A 14,323-nucleotide genomic window follows, 5' to 3' on the forward strand; every position below is an offset into this window, starting at 1 on the left:
GGTACCCTATGAAAAAATCATTTACCCTAATCGAACTAATTGTAGTTATTGCAATCATTGCCATTCTTGCCGCAATCATCGCCCCAAATGCTTTTAAAGCTGTTGAGAAGGCGAAGATTTCTGAAGCAATAGCCGATGTTAAAACTTACAAAACTGCCATTGGTACCTTATATGCTGATACCGGACATTGGGTAGTAGAAGGCGCTGTTCCTCCCCTAGGTGACATTATCTATCCAGATTCTGCTAATAATGATTTAATAACTAATCTTAATGGTTATTTTGGTTGGGATGGACCTTATGTTCAAAAGATTAAAGCCAAAAATCCCTGGAAGGGTTGGTATGTTTTTCAATCTAATGATGTCGCAAGAGGTTTACAATCAGAAATTTGGCTTGATTTTGAAGATGCTTGTTATCCGCTAGAGGGTAGTGTCAGCCTTGATTGCCCTATACCGGATAAAGCCAAAAATAAAATAGATGCTACCATTGACGATGGAGATCCCTCGGACGGAAATGTACAAGAAGGACTAGGAGGGTCAGCCGGTGATTTTTCTTGGTTTTTAGTTTGGGATGCATACTAAGTTGTAACTACCTAACGGTTAATCTACTTTCTAACCTCTTTGCGAAATTTATCAAAAATGCTATGATTAAAAATCATTAATAGAGGGGGGTGCCGAGCTCGGTTTAAGGCGGCGGTTTGCTAAACCTTTTCGACTCTTTTTCAATAAACTTAATCCTTTTTCAATTTATCCTCTAAAATATTAACTTTTCATACTTATTGCTGTTTGTAGGAATTTTGTATGCTTATATCTGTTTGACTATTTTTTGGACACCGACCCCCATCCCTTCCAATTTGGTCGCAGATATAGTTATAAGGACTGTTTTTGGTGCCTGAATTAGATTTTGGGAAGCCCGTTCTGAAACCGTTTTTACAAAGAGGCATTTTTGCTGTTATAGTGGTCCTTTTTAGGTGTTATACTTTAATGATAGGTTTAATTGTATGAAGAAAAATATTTTTTCCTTAATAATTTACCTTTGTTTGTCTTTGGCTTCGGTAACGGTTTATGCTGGTCCTTTTGAGAAATTGACTAGTAGTGGAAGACCATCCGTTAACTCAGGCCAAAATAAGTCAACTCAAGCATCACATCCACCTGCCAGAAGTAATCGTTTACTTGAAAGGAGTTCAACAAAAGCACAAAGTCCAAAAACAGCAATTAAGGTAAAAGGAGGCTTGGGGGGTTCTAGTTTTAGGCATACAGTTCAGGAAGGGCTTAATAAAGTATCTAAAGTGCATCCGGAATTGCTCGATGCGAAGGGTGTTGTCATACTTCGTGAGAAACTAGAGCCTGGCGAAGCTATGCGGGCCTATACTGCGGAGAATTTAATAGCTGTGTCACCCCGAACCGCTTCGGAAGATAATAAGTACCTTTTTGCTGCAGCTTTGGGGCATGAGTTAGATCACGTATTAAATCCTCAAAAAGGTGAGGTTTTAGATCAACAGGGACGCATAAAACTGAAAGTGGCGGTAGCTATGGAAAAACGAGCTATCGGCAAGGAAATAGATATTCTTTCTGCGTACTTAGAAGTAGCCAGTAAAAAAGACCGTGAGATAATGCAACTGCGGATAAATTTCCTGAAAGCTGCGGATGGGACGCATAATAAGGAAAGGTATGAAAGGCTTGGCATTCCTTTTGTCGATTAGCGGTAATGTAAAATAAGTCTGACTTTATTTTTTTCTGACCCTCATCCCAATTGACACATTTTTCTTATTCGACCAATTCCTATCAAAGTAGTATCTATTTTCTTTTCAAAACTTACCAAAAATGCTATAATTAAAAATCATTAATAGATGAGGGGTGGCCGAGCTCGGTTTAAGGCGGCGGTTTGCTAAACCTCCATAGTCCTTTTTCAATAACCCAATAAATTCAATCCTTTTTTAATTTATCTTCTAAAGTATTAACTTTTTATACTTACCGCTGTTTGTAGGAATCTTGCATGTTTGTATCTGTTTGGCTATTTTTTGGACATTTTCTGGTCACCGACCCTTACTCTTTCTGACTTGGTTATGGGTATAGTTATAAGGGCTATTTTCGGCACTTGAAGTAAATTTTGGAAAAATCTATTTTTAGTGGTAAAATATTCCAAAGGAGGTATTTTATGAAAAAATCATTTACTTTAATCGAGTTAATCGTAGTAATCGCTATAATTGCTATCTTAGCAGCAATCATCGCTCCCAATGCATTTAAGGCTATTGATAAAGCAAAAGTTTCAGCTAGCCTGGCTTATGCAAAGAACATAAAAACAGCAATTTTGTCTTTGTATTCCGATACTGGGCATTTTTCGGGATGGGTGGCCGGCATGACGGCTGGTCAATATAATTATGTGAAACTTGACGATGATTATAACCCTAGTTGGCAGCCTAGCAATTTATTGAGTGATGAATCTGGTTGGACTGGTTGGGATGGTCCCTATATGGAGCAACTGACAGGTCGACATCGATGGGGCGGAACTATCATGCTTCTCTATTATCCTATTCCAGCATCTTGGGCTAATGGTCTTGGTCTTTATCGTTGGTTTCCGTGCTATGGGAATTCAGCTAATAATTGTGGAGTATCTGAGACGAATTTAAAGAAAATAGATGCTACCGTAGATGATGGTGTACCTACCACTGGTAACCATAGAGTCTATTATGACGCCACGTATTCACAATGGTATTCGCTAGAAACGTTAATTAACTTCTAATGATAGGTTCAGTCGATAGCGGTAAAGAGGAAAATATAGGTTTTTGTTTAATAACTAGGGGAGATTGTTAACATGAGAATATTTTTATTATTAGCTATAGTTGCGATAATGGCTTGTTCTTCGCAAGATAAGAGGTCACCGGTGGATCAATTAGAACCAGAGCTCATTGACCCTGCGGCTGGGCTTGACAATATGTAACCTTAGAATAACATTAAAGGTATGATGTCTTTAATGAACCAACGGTTTCTTTATACCTTCTTTTTAACTATAGTATTAAAGATATTTTAGGAAAACTTTTTAGCCTAATTGACACATTCTTTTCTATTTGACCAAGTCTTATCAAAGTATGATCCATCTTCTAAATTCTTTCCAAAATTAACCAAAAATGTTATAATTGAAAATCATTAATAGAGGAGGGGTGGCCGAGCTCGGTTTAAGGCGGCGGTTTGCTAAACCGTTGTACAGGTGAAAACCCGTACCTGGGGTTCAAATCCCCACCCCTCCGCCAGTTTTATAATAAATAAATGGAAATACTACTTAATAGCCTAATTTTTATAGTCGGTCTTGCTATATTAATAATCAGCTCTGACTGGCTTATCCAGGGTTCAATTAAATTATCTAGCCTTCTAAGATTAACCCCTTTATTTGTAGGATTAGTTCTAGTCGCTTTTGGTACATCTACTCCTGAAGCTGGAGTTGGAATAGTCGCCGCCATAAGAAATTATAAAGAGATAGCCTTGGGCAATGTTATCGGAAGCAATATTTGCAATATTGGGTTGATTTTGGGTCTATGTGCTTTCGTTAGGCCGTTAAAGATAAATAAGTCTATTCTTAGAAGAGAGTTTCCCTTTATGCTTCTTGCTACGGTTTCACTTTTTTTAATGAGTCGGGATTTATTAATTAGCCGGCTTGACGGATTAATATTTATATTTGGCTTTATTGCTTTTTTAGTTTTTTCATATAAAGGAGCAAGGCAGTCTTTTATCGGCGATGAGATAAATAATTTTAAATTTAAAGGTTTGTTTAAGAGATACAATTCACCTATTGCAATCACCGTTTTATCGCTAATTTCAATTTTAGGCATAGCTATTGGAGCAAAGCTTATGGTTGATAAAGGAGTGGTCTTAGCAAATATTTTTGGGGTGAAGCCTTGGTTGATTGCAATTACTGTTTTTGCCGTTGGCACTTCGCTTCCTGAATTAGCGGCATCATTGACTGCGGCTTTGAAGAAAGCGCCTTCAATTAGTGTTGGCAATATCGTCGGAAGCAATATTTTTAACATTTTACTGATTTTAGGGGTGGTTTCTTTAATCAGACCGATACAGCTAGAGGCTTCAATGCTAAAGTTTGAATTTCCGGTTTTGCTTATTTTTAGCTTTACCCTTCTTATCATGATGAAAACTAGGCACCAAATAAGCCGTTGGGAAGGGCTGTCGTTATTTTTAGGCTATATTGGTTTTATTTTTTTATTGATTCACTAATTTATAATAACCAAAAGGAGGTAGCGGATGTTAGGAGGTATATTGATATTTTTAGGAGTTTTAGTGTTTTTGGTCGTTATCTGGGTTATCGGTTCTTATAACGGCGTAATAACTTTAAGAAATAGTGTGGATAATGCTTGGGCTCAAATCGATGTCCAGCTTACCCGGAGACATGATCTTATACCTAATTTGGTAAAAACGGCTAAAGGTTACCTAACTCATGAAAAAGAAACCCTTGAGAATGTAATAAAGGCCCGTACTCAGGCAACTCAGGCTACCGCAGTTAAAGACAAACAGGCGGCCGAGAACTTTTTAACCAGCACCCTGCGCTCTTTATTTGCTGTTGTTGAGCGATATCCTGATCTTAAGGCTAATCAGAGCATGCTCAAGCTTCATGAAGAGATAACTTCAACTGAAAACCGGATTGCTTTTGCCCGGCAGTTTTACAATGATGAGACAATGAGGCACAATACCTTAATTCAGCAATTTCCGGTTAATTTAATTGCCAGTAGTTTTAACTTTAGCAATAAAGAGTTATTCGAAATCGAGGATACGTCTCACAAGGAAGTTCCCGAAGTAAATCTTTAATTTTCTTACCTAAAAATGGCCTATTCATTTATCCAGATCGAGAGGGAGAAATCCCGTTTTATCTTCGTTCTGATTGCCATCCTGATAGCTATCTACTTTTTTACCTCTTGGACAGTATGGTTTTTTGTTAAAAACTACTACCGCTATCGGTTTTATAGCGAAGCCCAAACTGGTCTATATATCCCTACTTTGATTGAAACCGGCATTGTTTTTTTAATTGCTCTTTCAGCGGCATTATTGCATTTTTACATTTCAACCGCTGATATGCTGGTTAGATCATTTGAGGTTTTAGGAGCAAAGCCTTTGGATTTAAACTATTCCAAGCATCGGATGCTCAGAAATATAATTGATGAGGTTTCGATAGCTATGGGTGGGGTTAGTATCAACGGTTGTGTGGTTAATAGTGCCAGTTGCAATGCTTTTACGATTAGTAATTTTAGCGGTTTTGCCTACATCGGTGTAACTGAAGGTTTACTTTCTAAGTTAAATCGCAGCCAGTTAGAAGCTGTAATTGGCCATGAGGCAGCTCACATCGTGAGAGGAGATACCCAGATAGTTACGACTGCCTGTTCAGTTTTCGGGATTTATGAAGGCTTAATGGTTGGGATAAGAGAGAGTGTTTTAAGAGTAAGGAGCTCAGCAGCCCTGCTTGGAGTTTTTATTTATTTGATTTTATCTATTGTCCATATTCTTAATAAGATAATCGTGTCTTCTATTTCTAAACAGAAAGAATTTCGAGCTGATGCGGTTGCGGTTAAACTTACCCGTGATCCATTAGCTTTGGCTCAGAGTCTATATATTATTTCAAAGCGTTGGCATGGTGAGAATACAAAGGTCGTTGGACTGTCCTCGTTGTTTATTGTTAGTCCAGTTGGCTCAAGCCTTAGTGGTTTTTCAACTCATCCTCCGATAGAGGAAAGAATCGGTATATTGTTGAATATGGCTCATGCTGACAAATCTGCTCTTGAGAGCATGGTTAACAATCTAAAACCAGAAATTAAGGCTGCCCGTAGGGATTTTAAGCAGATGGCTAAGAAAAGTAAACTTTTAAAAAATCATGAAAGCTGGTTTGCCTTTAAGGATCAGAGTTGGCAAGGTCCTTTTTTATTTGTAGAGCTTGCGTCTCTTGGGTGGCTTAAACCGGATCATTTAATTCGTCGCCACGGTGCAATCCAAGCAAAACCAGCCTATGAGGATAGTAGATTAATGCCTTTATTTAGGCCGCACGAGGATCAGCTACACAGCCGTTTTTCTTGTCCTTACTGCTATCACGGATTAGATGCAACTAAATATGAAGGGGCAGATGTCTATAAGTGCTATCTTTGTAAGGGTAGGCTTCTTACAAGAGATGAATTAAATAAGGTATTAATTAGAGAAGATCGGGATTTTTCTCAAGATATTATTTCGCAGGCCGAGCTAGCCTTAGCTGAGAAAAAAGAGCGTTTTAAGCGTATTCGAGAAATAAAAACTCCTTTGGTAATAAATTGTCCGAATTGTTTTCGAAAAATGCGCCGTAAACTTTTTAGTCATTATGCTCCGGTTGAGGTGGATGAGTGTGGTTGGTGCGCTAGCATATGGCTTGACTATGATGAGCTTGAGATAATTCAGTCTATCTATGATCGACTTCCCAATAAAGACCAGATAATATATTAGTTATTTTAAATGTTAAGTTCAGTTGACTTAAAGATAATATCAAGGTATACTAATTTCGCTTTTTTAAACTAACCTTTAATACAATCATGGAGTATTTAGCTTTTGCTTTAAAATATCGGCCGCAAAACTTTGAACAAGTTATCGGCCAAGAGCACATTGTTGTTTCTTTGCGAAACGCAATCCTAAAAGATCGAGTTTCTCACGCCTATATTTTTAGCGGTCCCCGAGGAATCGGTAAAACTTCTCTAGCCCGAATTTTTGCAAAATCTTTAAACTGTGCCGAAGGCCCAACAGCTAAGCCTTGTGGAAAGTGCCCAAGTTGTTTAGCGATTACTAAGGGTAAGTCTTTAGATATCATCGAAATAGATGGGGCCTCAAACCGAGGCATAGACGAGATAAGAACCTTAAGAGAGAATGTAAAGCTTTCTCCGGCCGGATCAAGATATAAGATTTATATTATCGATGAAGTTCACATGCTTACCCAAGAGGCTTTTAATGCTCTTTTAAAGACCTTGGAGGAGCCGCCGCCACATGTAAAATTTATCTTTGCAACTACCCATCCACATAAAATATTACCAACGATTCTTTCGCGTTGTCAAAAGTTCCAGTTTAACCTTATTGCTTTAGAGAATATTGTTGCTAAGTTAAGAATAATTGCTAAAAGCGAGAAGATCAAAATTGAGGATAGTCTTTTATATACGATTGGCCGGGCCGCTGCCGGAAGTATAAGAGATGCTGAGAGCTTGTTTGATCAGCTGGCACCGGTAGTGCTTGAGAAAGGCTCGCTCAAAGATGTTTTTTCCTTTTTAGGAATAATTGATGAGGAAAGTTTAAATAAAGCACTTAAGGCACTTTTAGATAAAGATATTGAGAGTTGTTTAGAGTTTATCGATCGATTAGCTAAAGATGGGAAAGATTTAGGAATATTTTTAAATGCTTTCATTGAACATTTACGCAATTTACTTTTAGCTAAGGTAAGTTCGAGGACTTTTCAGGATTTAAGTGATGTTTCTCCCCAGAGTAAGGATTTTATTATTGAGCTTGCAAAGACAATTACAACTTTTGAAGTTTTAAGGGCGATTGATCTACTTATTGAAGCAAAGGATATTTCAAAGCGTCTTAACACGGTGAGAATTCCTTTGGAGTTAGCCTTAATAAGGTATTCGCATCAAGAAGAGTCAGAAGAGGTCCAGCCTCAAGCTCCTAAAAAAATCAATAAGCCTGATTTGCCTAAGAGCAATGAGCCTCCGAACTCGACGATAGAAGGCTTAGATAGTATAGATTTTGAGGATGACGATGAACCGGTAAAGAGTAACAGCCAGGATGACAAGAAAGAAGACATAATGGATATCGATCAAGACGATGCCCCACAGGATAATACTTTATTGCAGCCAATGTTGACTAAATGGCAGCAGATGATTGCTTATATGCAGAAAAAAAGAGCAGCCATTGCTTCGCATCTTACTTTTGCTCAGCCGATATCTTCTAAGGGTCGTTGCGTAACAATTGCTTTTTCACCGGCTGACTATTTTCATAAAGAGATCGTTGAAAGCGCTAAGAATGTAAAGTTTATCGAAGCGGCAATTGCACATTTTATTAGTCAATCTCCGGGGGTAAAATTTATTCTTCGAGATCTTCCAGATAGACCGAAGATTAAATCGGCTCCCGATTTAGCTGAAAGCGAAAATAGTAAACAAAACACTGATGGTAGCGAAAAAGCGAAACCTTCCCAAGCAGTTTCCGGGGATGATGATGCTTTTTTAAACAATCTTTTAGATACTTTTGACGGAAAATTTCACAGTGAGGATCAATGAGTTTTAGTAGAATTTTTAATGAGTTAGTAAAGAGCTTTTCGCGTTTTCCCGGAGTTGGCCGCCGGAGCGCTGAAAGAATAGTTTTCCATGTTTTAAAGATGAAGCCTAATGACATTAAAGAGTTAACCGAAAAAATGGAGGAGATTCACAATCATATAAAGCCTTGTAATATGTGTAATAACTTTTCGACCAAAGATATCTGTTCAATTTGTGCCGATTCCAAACGTGAACGAGATGTTATTTGTGTGGTTGAAGAACCAAAAGATATTATGGCTATCGAGAAGACCTCGCATTACAAGGGACTTTATTACGTTCTTTTAGGTTCTTTGTCACCACTTGAGGGGATTGGTGCCGAGGATTTAAATCTACAAAAGTTAATTAATAGAGTAGAAAAAGGAGAAGTGAGGGAAGTTATTATTTCGACTGACCCTGATAATGAGGGTGAGTTAACTGCCCAATTTTTGATTCAGAAATTGTCTCCTTATAAGGTTAAAATTTACCGTATTTCAATCGGTGTTCCTTTGGGGACTCAGATTGAGTATATCGATTCAGCTACTTTAGGCAAAGCTCTCTTAGAGCGAAGAGCCCTTACCTAATTTTATTCTAACGGCAGAGGATTATATTCACATTCAATACTTGAGAAAAAGTATAAGGATAGGCTTTTGAAGAAAACCGCTACCGGTAAACCTATACTTAGCAGGATAATAAAAGTTAAGGCTAAAAAGGGGATGCCGACTATTATTGCATAACCAATAAAGATAAAGCTCATTTTTAACAATAAATAAGGTATTCCAAATAATATTGCCGCAACAAGCAATAGAGGTATTAGACAAATTAAGGCCACAGCTATGGCAATTATCGCACAAGTGATGCCTAGACCGATGAGTATTAAAATATAAAACCAGAATTCTTTTTGGTTATTTTTAAATATATTTAAGAATTTATTCCAGGCCGGTCTAAACAGACAGTTTTCTATAGCCATAATCGGTACAATAAATTGATTAATGGCTAGATAAATTAATATTAAAGAGATAATTCCGGCTATACCGATTAGCCCCGGGATTAAAAAGGTTCCGATGACTTTTCCGAAAGACCAGACGCTGTCGCTATCGGCAAGCCCGATAGTTTTGCCAGCGGCAAATATCCAGATAACCAGTAAACCAAAAAAGACGATGCTTATTAATAGTAACAATAAAATAAATTCAAATAAGGAGTCGCCTTCTTTTTTATACTTTTTAAAAGGGCCAGCAATTGAGGCGTCATTTTTGACAATTGAGTCGAACCAGATAAATTTAAAACGTGCACTCAACCAGGCGAAAAGTATAATAAACGGTATTAGTATCAGGAATATCATGACTAAAGTAGCCGGCTTCGGAAAGGACGATAAGGATGGTTTGTCTGCTTGGTTGTAGTGTTTTGGGTAAGAATTTTCATTATCGAAATCAAAAAATTCGTCTGCATTTTCAAAGTTTTCGAAGTCCTCAGCTCTTACTTCATAATCGTTAGCTATTAGTTCATCTTGGGCAGCTTGGGCTTTTTTTGAACGATGGCTATTGTTGCCGCCATTGCTACCATGGCCTAAGGCACCAGCTAGAAAGGCTATAAGTAAAAGACAGAGCCATTTTTTTAAAGAAAAAGGCTGAAAAAGTATAAGTTTTGTACGATTAATACTTAAGTCAATCAGTTTACCGATACTAGCTGTGCGCATTTTAACCCAGCCTTAATTGGACGATTTTTTTCTCGATCATCTTTTTATGCTTTTGCTCTTCGTTTTCCAGAAATAAGCATAATTCCTTTAAGGCTGGATGTTCCCGGCCCATCTTGCGGTAGATTTCAATAGAGGCGGTTTCTTTTTTTAAAGCAAGATCTAAAGCTTCGATTAGTGTCACAGGTACCTCCTTTTTTGGAATTTGCTCATCGTTCTTATGTCTTCGATCGTATAAAAAGATTTAGGGTTAAAGCGCATTATAATTTCAATTACTTTAGCTATGTCTTGCCGTTTGATAACGGTATAAATAATATTTACTTTTCCGGTAGCCCCTTGTCCGTCAACAGTGGTAACACCAAAGTTTTGATTTCTTAAAAATTCGATTAACTGTTTTGCATCCTTTCGGGTGATAATCCTGATTATCTGTGAGCCCAAGGCCATTTTTTCTTCTAAAAGCATTCCTACCCAGGTCCCGGTAGCAAAGCCTCCGGCATAAGCAACGTAGCAGATAGGGTTAGAGAGGTTAAGAAATATTTGACGGATGACTAATAGCCAGATGATGACTTGTATAAAACCTAAAACCGGGGCGATGTTACGCTGGCCGCGGGAAAAGAGCAGGATCCGCATGGTATCTAAAGACACATCAACGATTCGGGCCAGGAAAATCAACAGCGGTAAAATTACCCATTGAAACATCAAAGGATTATCCATTAAAATATTATAGCATATTTCCCGAGTTTTACATCTCTGAATGAGCGTAAGCAGTTATTGACGCTTTTAGCGAAATAGGTTATAATTTATCCTCAAAAGAGAGTTCTTTAAAATCAGGCAATATCGGCGCACCTAAATATTTGTAAAATTTCTAAGAAAATTTTACAAAAGTGTGCCGATATAAGTAAATCTAAAGTTTTTATCATACACTTACTGTATTTCTAAAAACCTAAGATTTACTAATTCCCCGGTAGCTCAGTTGGTAGAGCGCATGGCTGTCAATGAGGCCGCAACTTTTAGAGCCGAAGGCGAATAAAAGCTGCATGGCCGAATTGGTTCCGCCGAGTTATGGTGAATTTCTTTCATAAATTCACCATATATTTAGCGAGGCGGAACTAAGTATGGCAGCTCTCATGAGAAATCATGAGATGATAAGCGGGCTAATTCAGGGAACCCTAAGTCTCGTAAGAGATATGGCAATCCTGAGCTAAATGTGCAAGATGAAAATCTTGCGCTAAATGTGCAGAGACTATATACCCGCCTCCTAAAGCCAAAAGCCATGGAGATGAGATAGTCCAGTCCTTAAGGAAACTTAAGGGGTAACTGTAACCATGATGTCCGAGGTTCGAGCCCTCGCCGGGGAGCCAGTTAGACGTCTGACAGCGGATTTCTTCGCTGTCGGATTCGCATAGATCAAATAGCCCTGTGTCGGGTTGACGCCCATACAGGGCTATTTGTATTTTGGTGGGGCTTAAAACGGCTTTGTGCAGGACGAGCCTTACCATATCCTTCTGCCGATAAGGTTTTATCTTATCGAAAAGGTCGGAGAATCGGCTCAAAGCCAATGTTACAAGCTCCTGACTTATCGATTCCCGCTCGATTTCCTTGATCATGGCCTCAAGCGAGGCTATGCCGGTTTCTATCTCTTTCCGGCGCTGGCCAAGCTCTGCAAGTTTCTCTTTCAGGAATATACTGCTGTCATCCGTGGCCATGGCAGTCCATTTATTCATTATTCCATCGGCAAAGGCCTTGACCTCGGCCAGTTCTTTTTGAAGGTGCGTTCTCCGGTATTTAAGCTGTGGTAGTTCCTTCATGAGCTTTTCATTGGTATGTTCTATCAGTTTTTGCATAAGGCCGGAATCGGATGAGAGATATTTTATTCTCTCGATTATGATACGCTCTATCTCATCGGCCGGGAGTTTAAATCTGCAGGCTTTATCTTTGCATACATAGAAAAAGTATTTATTGCCACGTCTGCCTGTTCCGCAGGTTCCTTCCATCTGACCACCGCATTTACCGCACCACAAAAGCCCGCCATTAAGGATATAAGCGTGTTTTATTGTCTTTGTGCCGTTGTGTTTCGTTTTGGTGTTTTGTTTGATGAGCTTCTGGACCTTGTAGAAGGTCTCCTCATCGATTAAAGGCTCCCAGACCGCCTTGACGGTCCTGTAACGCTCTTTTTCCTGTAGCTTAGACTGATCCTGCAACCTTTTCTTTTTATTGATCTCTTTAAGCCCGATATAAGCGCAATTGACGAGTAGTTGTTTTATAGATGATCTGCCGAATTTCTCGGGAGTGCGGAATTTGCCTCTGCGAGAGGTGTACCCTTTGGTGCGATAGCCATTATCATTAAGGGCCCGGGCAGTTCCCATAAGCGATCCGCACTCAAGGTATTTCTTAAAGGCAAACCGCACGAGGGCCTTTTCTTTTTCGTTTACTATTGGATAACCTTTGCGTTTTGGATCGAGGTCATATCCCAGCAAATGCCCGCCGTTCCAGAGTCCACGCTCGGCCCGGGCAAGACACGCTTCTTTATTGCGCTCGGAGGTTTGTGTCCGCTCGAATTCTGCGAGAGCCATCATTATTGTTATGAATAACTTGCCTTGAGAGGACGTGGTATCGTAGTTCTGTTTTAAGCATACGAATTCGACATCGTATTTGGTGAGGATCTCGAAGAAGTTCAAGAAATCCCTGACTGAGCGACTTATCCGATCAAGTGCGGTACATATAACGGTATTTACCTTGCCTGACTTGATATCTTCAAGAAGCTGGGTGAATTCGATGCTCCGGAAGGAATCTTTGCCAGATACGCCTTTCAGGATATACCGGCCGGTTTCGACCCATCGTTCCCCGCAGGCAGTGGTCTTATATTCGATATGGGCCTGCAGGCGCTGTAGCTGATTGGTAAGCGAGCCCTCGGGATTTCGGGCCTGCTTGTCGGTGCTTACCCTTATCACAAATCCGCAATTCTTTATTATCTTATCTTCCATAACAACACAACCCCTATAACAATACTTGGCACAAGTCAAGCTGAATCAAGGCCTTGTAAGGGCGATTCATCGTTTGGCTTAGTTCTATCAAGCAGGGATTCAACCCGCTTTTTCCGCTCCGGGCGTTCCTTCAAGAGACCCTGATCCTTCAAGTACTCATATAGCCCATCGGAGAGGATGTCGATAAACGCATCTTCCCACCGGGCCTTGTCTTTAATAGGTATATAGGATATCTCGATTTTCTTTTTCATTTCTGCCTCTATTTATGTATCCCGATTATTTTTAAGATTTGTCACAAAAAAAGTGTGACAATTCGCCGAAAAAATCGGGATATATAAGTGAGCGATGTTCTCAATGTATGTATATGCCGTTTTTTCATGATTTGTCGCGCGACATTTCGGCCTAAAAAGGCATATACATGTAATGAGCGCCCAGTATGTGTATATCCCGTTTTATCTGGATTTGTCGCACTAAAAAATAAAAATCCGGTGCGACATTTTCGCCCAAAAGGGGATATACATACGCTAGTAGTTCTTTGTCAAAGATGTTCTCTACCGCATGTATATGCTCTTTTTCTGAAAAATGTCACAGACGGTGTGACACTTTCTTGGAAAAAGGCATATACATACTGTGGGGGCCGATTGCTCTTTCGGGTGCCACAAGCATATATACAGATTTTATTGGCATTGTGTGACACCCTTATTAGCTACATACGAAGACTTTTGCAAAGGTGCCGACTTTTTTTCATTTTTTTAAGTTTTTTTCGGCACTTTTCGGATTTTCATCGTATGTAGCTAGTAGAGGATTATAAGCGAGCGGAATATTTTTAAAAAAAGACCGCACACTTTGAAAGAAAAATCTGTATATACGCAGTAGGTAAATATAGCGAAGGGTAAAAAATGAAGAATAAATATTTTGAGGCAGGCAATATCTATCTTGCGATCTATCTTGTGTTCCGGGGATTTACCATGCGTGGGCTATTGGGTTCCGGAAGGTCGAAAAGGGTTTTATTCGAGGATACGCCCGAGGTTCGAGCAACCTCGGATAATTTCTTTAAGGATTCGGATACGCAGAGGCTTTTTAACTGCTACCGCAGAGTAAAGGATTTTATATTTCAAAACGGAGTGTAAAAATGAGAGAGAAGAGAAGAATAGCGAGAGAATATAACGCCGAAGATACCCCTGCCCAGGTCAAGCCTATCATCGAAAAGATTATCGATAATTGCCAGGTGAATTATCGCAAGGCGCATCCCACCCAGGGTGAAATACTTACACGATACTGCGAAAAAGAAATAACAGACTATTATCGTGATCAGCAAGGCAACTCCTTTATAGTGCTCCCTATCGATAATCATCTGGA

Annotated in this window: 15 protein-coding genes and 1 tRNA gene; 11 read left to right on the forward strand and 5 right to left on the reverse strand. The window is 39.2% G+C overall.

All coding sequences use genetic code 11. The features are described from left to right. Positions 1-8 precede the first annotated feature (8 nt). The 9 genes from K9L86_06765 (at position 9) to recR (ending at position 8,871) form a co-directional block, all read left to right on the forward strand. Positions 9-578 (forward strand): type II secretion system protein GspG, encoded by a 570-nt coding sequence (locus tag K9L86_06765; protein MCF7908551.1) that lies wholly within the window; start codon positions 9-11, stop codon positions 576-578. Positions 579-997: 419 nt separating this feature from the next. Beyond that, positions 998-1,699 (forward strand): hypothetical protein, encoded by a 702-nt coding sequence (locus K9L86_06770; GenBank protein ID MCF7908552.1) that lies wholly within the window; start codon positions 998-1,000, stop codon positions 1,697-1,699. A 455-nt stretch (positions 1,700-2,154) separates the two neighbouring features. Continuing rightward, positions 2,155-2,739 (forward strand): prepilin-type N-terminal cleavage/methylation domain-containing protein, encoded by a 585-nt coding sequence (locus tag K9L86_06775; GenBank protein MCF7908553.1) that lies wholly within the window; start codon positions 2,155-2,157, stop codon positions 2,737-2,739. 412 nt (positions 2,740-3,151) lie between these two features. Beyond that, positions 3,152-3,247 (forward strand) — tRNA-Ser (locus tag K9L86_06780). 16 nt (positions 3,248-3,263) lie between these two features. After that, positions 3,264-4,220 (forward strand): calcium/sodium antiporter, encoded by a 957-nt coding sequence (locus K9L86_06785; GenBank protein MCF7908554.1) that lies wholly within the window; start codon positions 3,264-3,266, stop codon positions 4,218-4,220. A 27-nt stretch (positions 4,221-4,247) separates the two neighbouring features. After that, entirely contained in the window at positions 4,248-4,808 is a 561-nt protein-coding gene (locus tag K9L86_06790; protein MCF7908555.1) for a LemA family protein, read from the forward strand. Positions 4,809-4,823: 15 nt separating this feature from the next. Further along, entirely contained in the window at positions 4,824-6,461 is a 1,638-nt protein-coding gene (locus tag K9L86_06795; protein MCF7908556.1) for a M48 family metalloprotease, read from the forward strand. A gap of 86 nt (positions 6,462-6,547) precedes the next feature. Beyond that, positions 6,548-8,275, forward strand: coding sequence for a DNA polymerase III subunit gamma/tau (gene dnaX, locus K9L86_06800; GenBank protein ID MCF7908557.1), 1,728 nt, complete (start codon positions 6,548-6,550; stop codon positions 8,273-8,275). Beyond that, the gene (recR, locus tag K9L86_06805; GenBank protein MCF7908558.1) at positions 8,272-8,871 is read left to right on the forward strand and encodes a recombination mediator RecR; all 600 of its coding nucleotides are present in this window, start codon (positions 8,272-8,274) and stop codon (positions 8,869-8,871) included. Before dnaX ends, recR begins: the two co-directional genes overlap by 4 nt. Before the next feature lie 2 nt (positions 8,872-8,873). Here recR and K9L86_06810 read toward each other — a convergent pair whose 3' ends face one another. The 5 genes from K9L86_06810 to K9L86_06830 all read right to left on the reverse strand — a co-directional run bounded on the left by K9L86_06810 (position 8,874) and on the right by K9L86_06830 (position 13,215). Next, a complete protein-coding gene (locus tag K9L86_06810) occupies positions 8,874-9,983 on the reverse strand; it encodes a hypothetical protein (GenBank protein MCF7908559.1) in 1,110 nt (369 codons plus the stop codon). A gap of 1 nt (position 9,984) precedes the next feature. Further along, entirely contained in the window at positions 9,985-10,164 is a 180-nt protein-coding gene (locus K9L86_06815; GenBank protein MCF7908560.1) for a hypothetical protein, read from the reverse strand. Continuing rightward, positions 10,161-10,694 (reverse strand): DUF2179 domain-containing protein, encoded by a 534-nt coding sequence (locus K9L86_06820; protein MCF7908561.1) that lies wholly within the window; start codon positions 10,692-10,694, stop codon positions 10,161-10,163. Before K9L86_06820 ends, K9L86_06815 begins: the two co-directional genes overlap by 4 nt. 455 nt (positions 10,695-11,149) lie before the next feature. Then, positions 11,150-12,964, reverse strand: coding sequence for a recombinase family protein (locus K9L86_06825; protein MCF7908562.1), 1,815 nt, complete (start codon positions 12,962-12,964; stop codon positions 11,150-11,152). A 35-nt stretch (positions 12,965-12,999) separates the two neighbouring features. Next, positions 13,000-13,215, reverse strand: a complete 216-nt coding sequence (locus K9L86_06830) for a hypothetical protein (protein MCF7908563.1) — start codon at positions 13,213-13,215, stop codon at positions 13,000-13,002. A 648-nt stretch (positions 13,216-13,863) separates the two neighbouring features. Here K9L86_06830 and K9L86_06835 point away from each other — a divergent pair. Then, positions 13,864-14,094, forward strand: a complete 231-nt coding sequence (locus K9L86_06835) for a DUF5659 domain-containing protein (protein MCF7908564.1) — start codon at positions 13,864-13,866, stop codon at positions 14,092-14,094. A 2-nt stretch (positions 14,095-14,096) separates the two neighbouring features. Next, positions 14,097-14,323 (forward strand): hypothetical protein (locus K9L86_06840; protein ID MCF7908565.1); only part of this gene is annotated, 227 nt, incomplete at its 3' end.

It is taken from the genome of Candidatus Omnitrophota bacterium (assembly GCA_021735655.1).
In the GTDB taxonomy this organism is placed as follows: Bacteria; Omnitrophota; Gorgyraeia; order Duberdicusellales; family 4484-171; genus JAHKAJ01.

What these genes read in the sequence shown, in the direction of transcription:
- K9L86_06765 (MCF7908551.1), top strand. Translation starts at nt 9, where the DNA reads ATGAAAAAATCATTTACCCTAATCGAACTAATTGTAGTTATTGCAATC.
- K9L86_06770 (MCF7908552.1), top strand. Translation starts at nt 998, where the DNA reads ATGAAGAAAAATATTTTTTCCTTAATAATTTACCTTTGTTTGTCTTTG.
- K9L86_06775 (MCF7908553.1), top strand. Translation starts at nt 2,155, where the DNA reads ATGAAAAAATCATTTACTTTAATCGAGTTAATCGTAGTAATCGCTATA.
- K9L86_06785 (MCF7908554.1), top strand. Translation starts at nt 3,264, where the DNA reads ATGGAAATACTACTTAATAGCCTAATTTTTATAGTCGGTCTTGCTATA.
- K9L86_06790 (MCF7908555.1), top strand. Translation starts at nt 4,248, where the DNA reads ATGTTAGGAGGTATATTGATATTTTTAGGAGTTTTAGTGTTTTTGGTC.
- K9L86_06795 (MCF7908556.1), top strand. Translation starts at nt 4,824, where the DNA reads ATGGCCTATTCATTTATCCAGATCGAGAGGGAGAAATCCCGTTTTATC.
- dnaX (MCF7908557.1), top strand. Translation starts at nt 6,548, where the DNA reads ATGGAGTATTTAGCTTTTGCTTTAAAATATCGGCCGCAAAACTTTGAA.
- recR (MCF7908558.1), top strand. Translation starts at nt 8,272, where the DNA reads ATGAGTTTTAGTAGAATTTTTAATGAGTTAGTAAAGAGCTTTTCGCGT.
- K9L86_06810 (MCF7908559.1), bottom strand. Translation starts at nt 9,983, where the DNA reads ATGCGCACAGCTAGTATCGGTAAACTGATTGACTTAAGTATTAATCGT.
- K9L86_06820 (MCF7908561.1), bottom strand. Translation starts at nt 10,694, where the DNA reads ATGGATAATCCTTTGATGTTTCAATGGGTAATTTTACCGCTGTTGATT.
- K9L86_06825 (MCF7908562.1), bottom strand. Translation starts at nt 12,964, where the DNA reads ATGGAAGATAAGATAATAAAGAATTGCGGATTTGTGATAAGGGTAAGC.
- K9L86_06830 (MCF7908563.1), bottom strand. Translation starts at nt 13,215, where the DNA reads ATGAAAAAGAAAATCGAGATATCCTATATACCTATTAAAGACAAGGCC.
- K9L86_06835 (MCF7908564.1), top strand. Translation starts at nt 13,864, where the DNA reads ATGAAGAATAAATATTTTGAGGCAGGCAATATCTATCTTGCGATCTAT.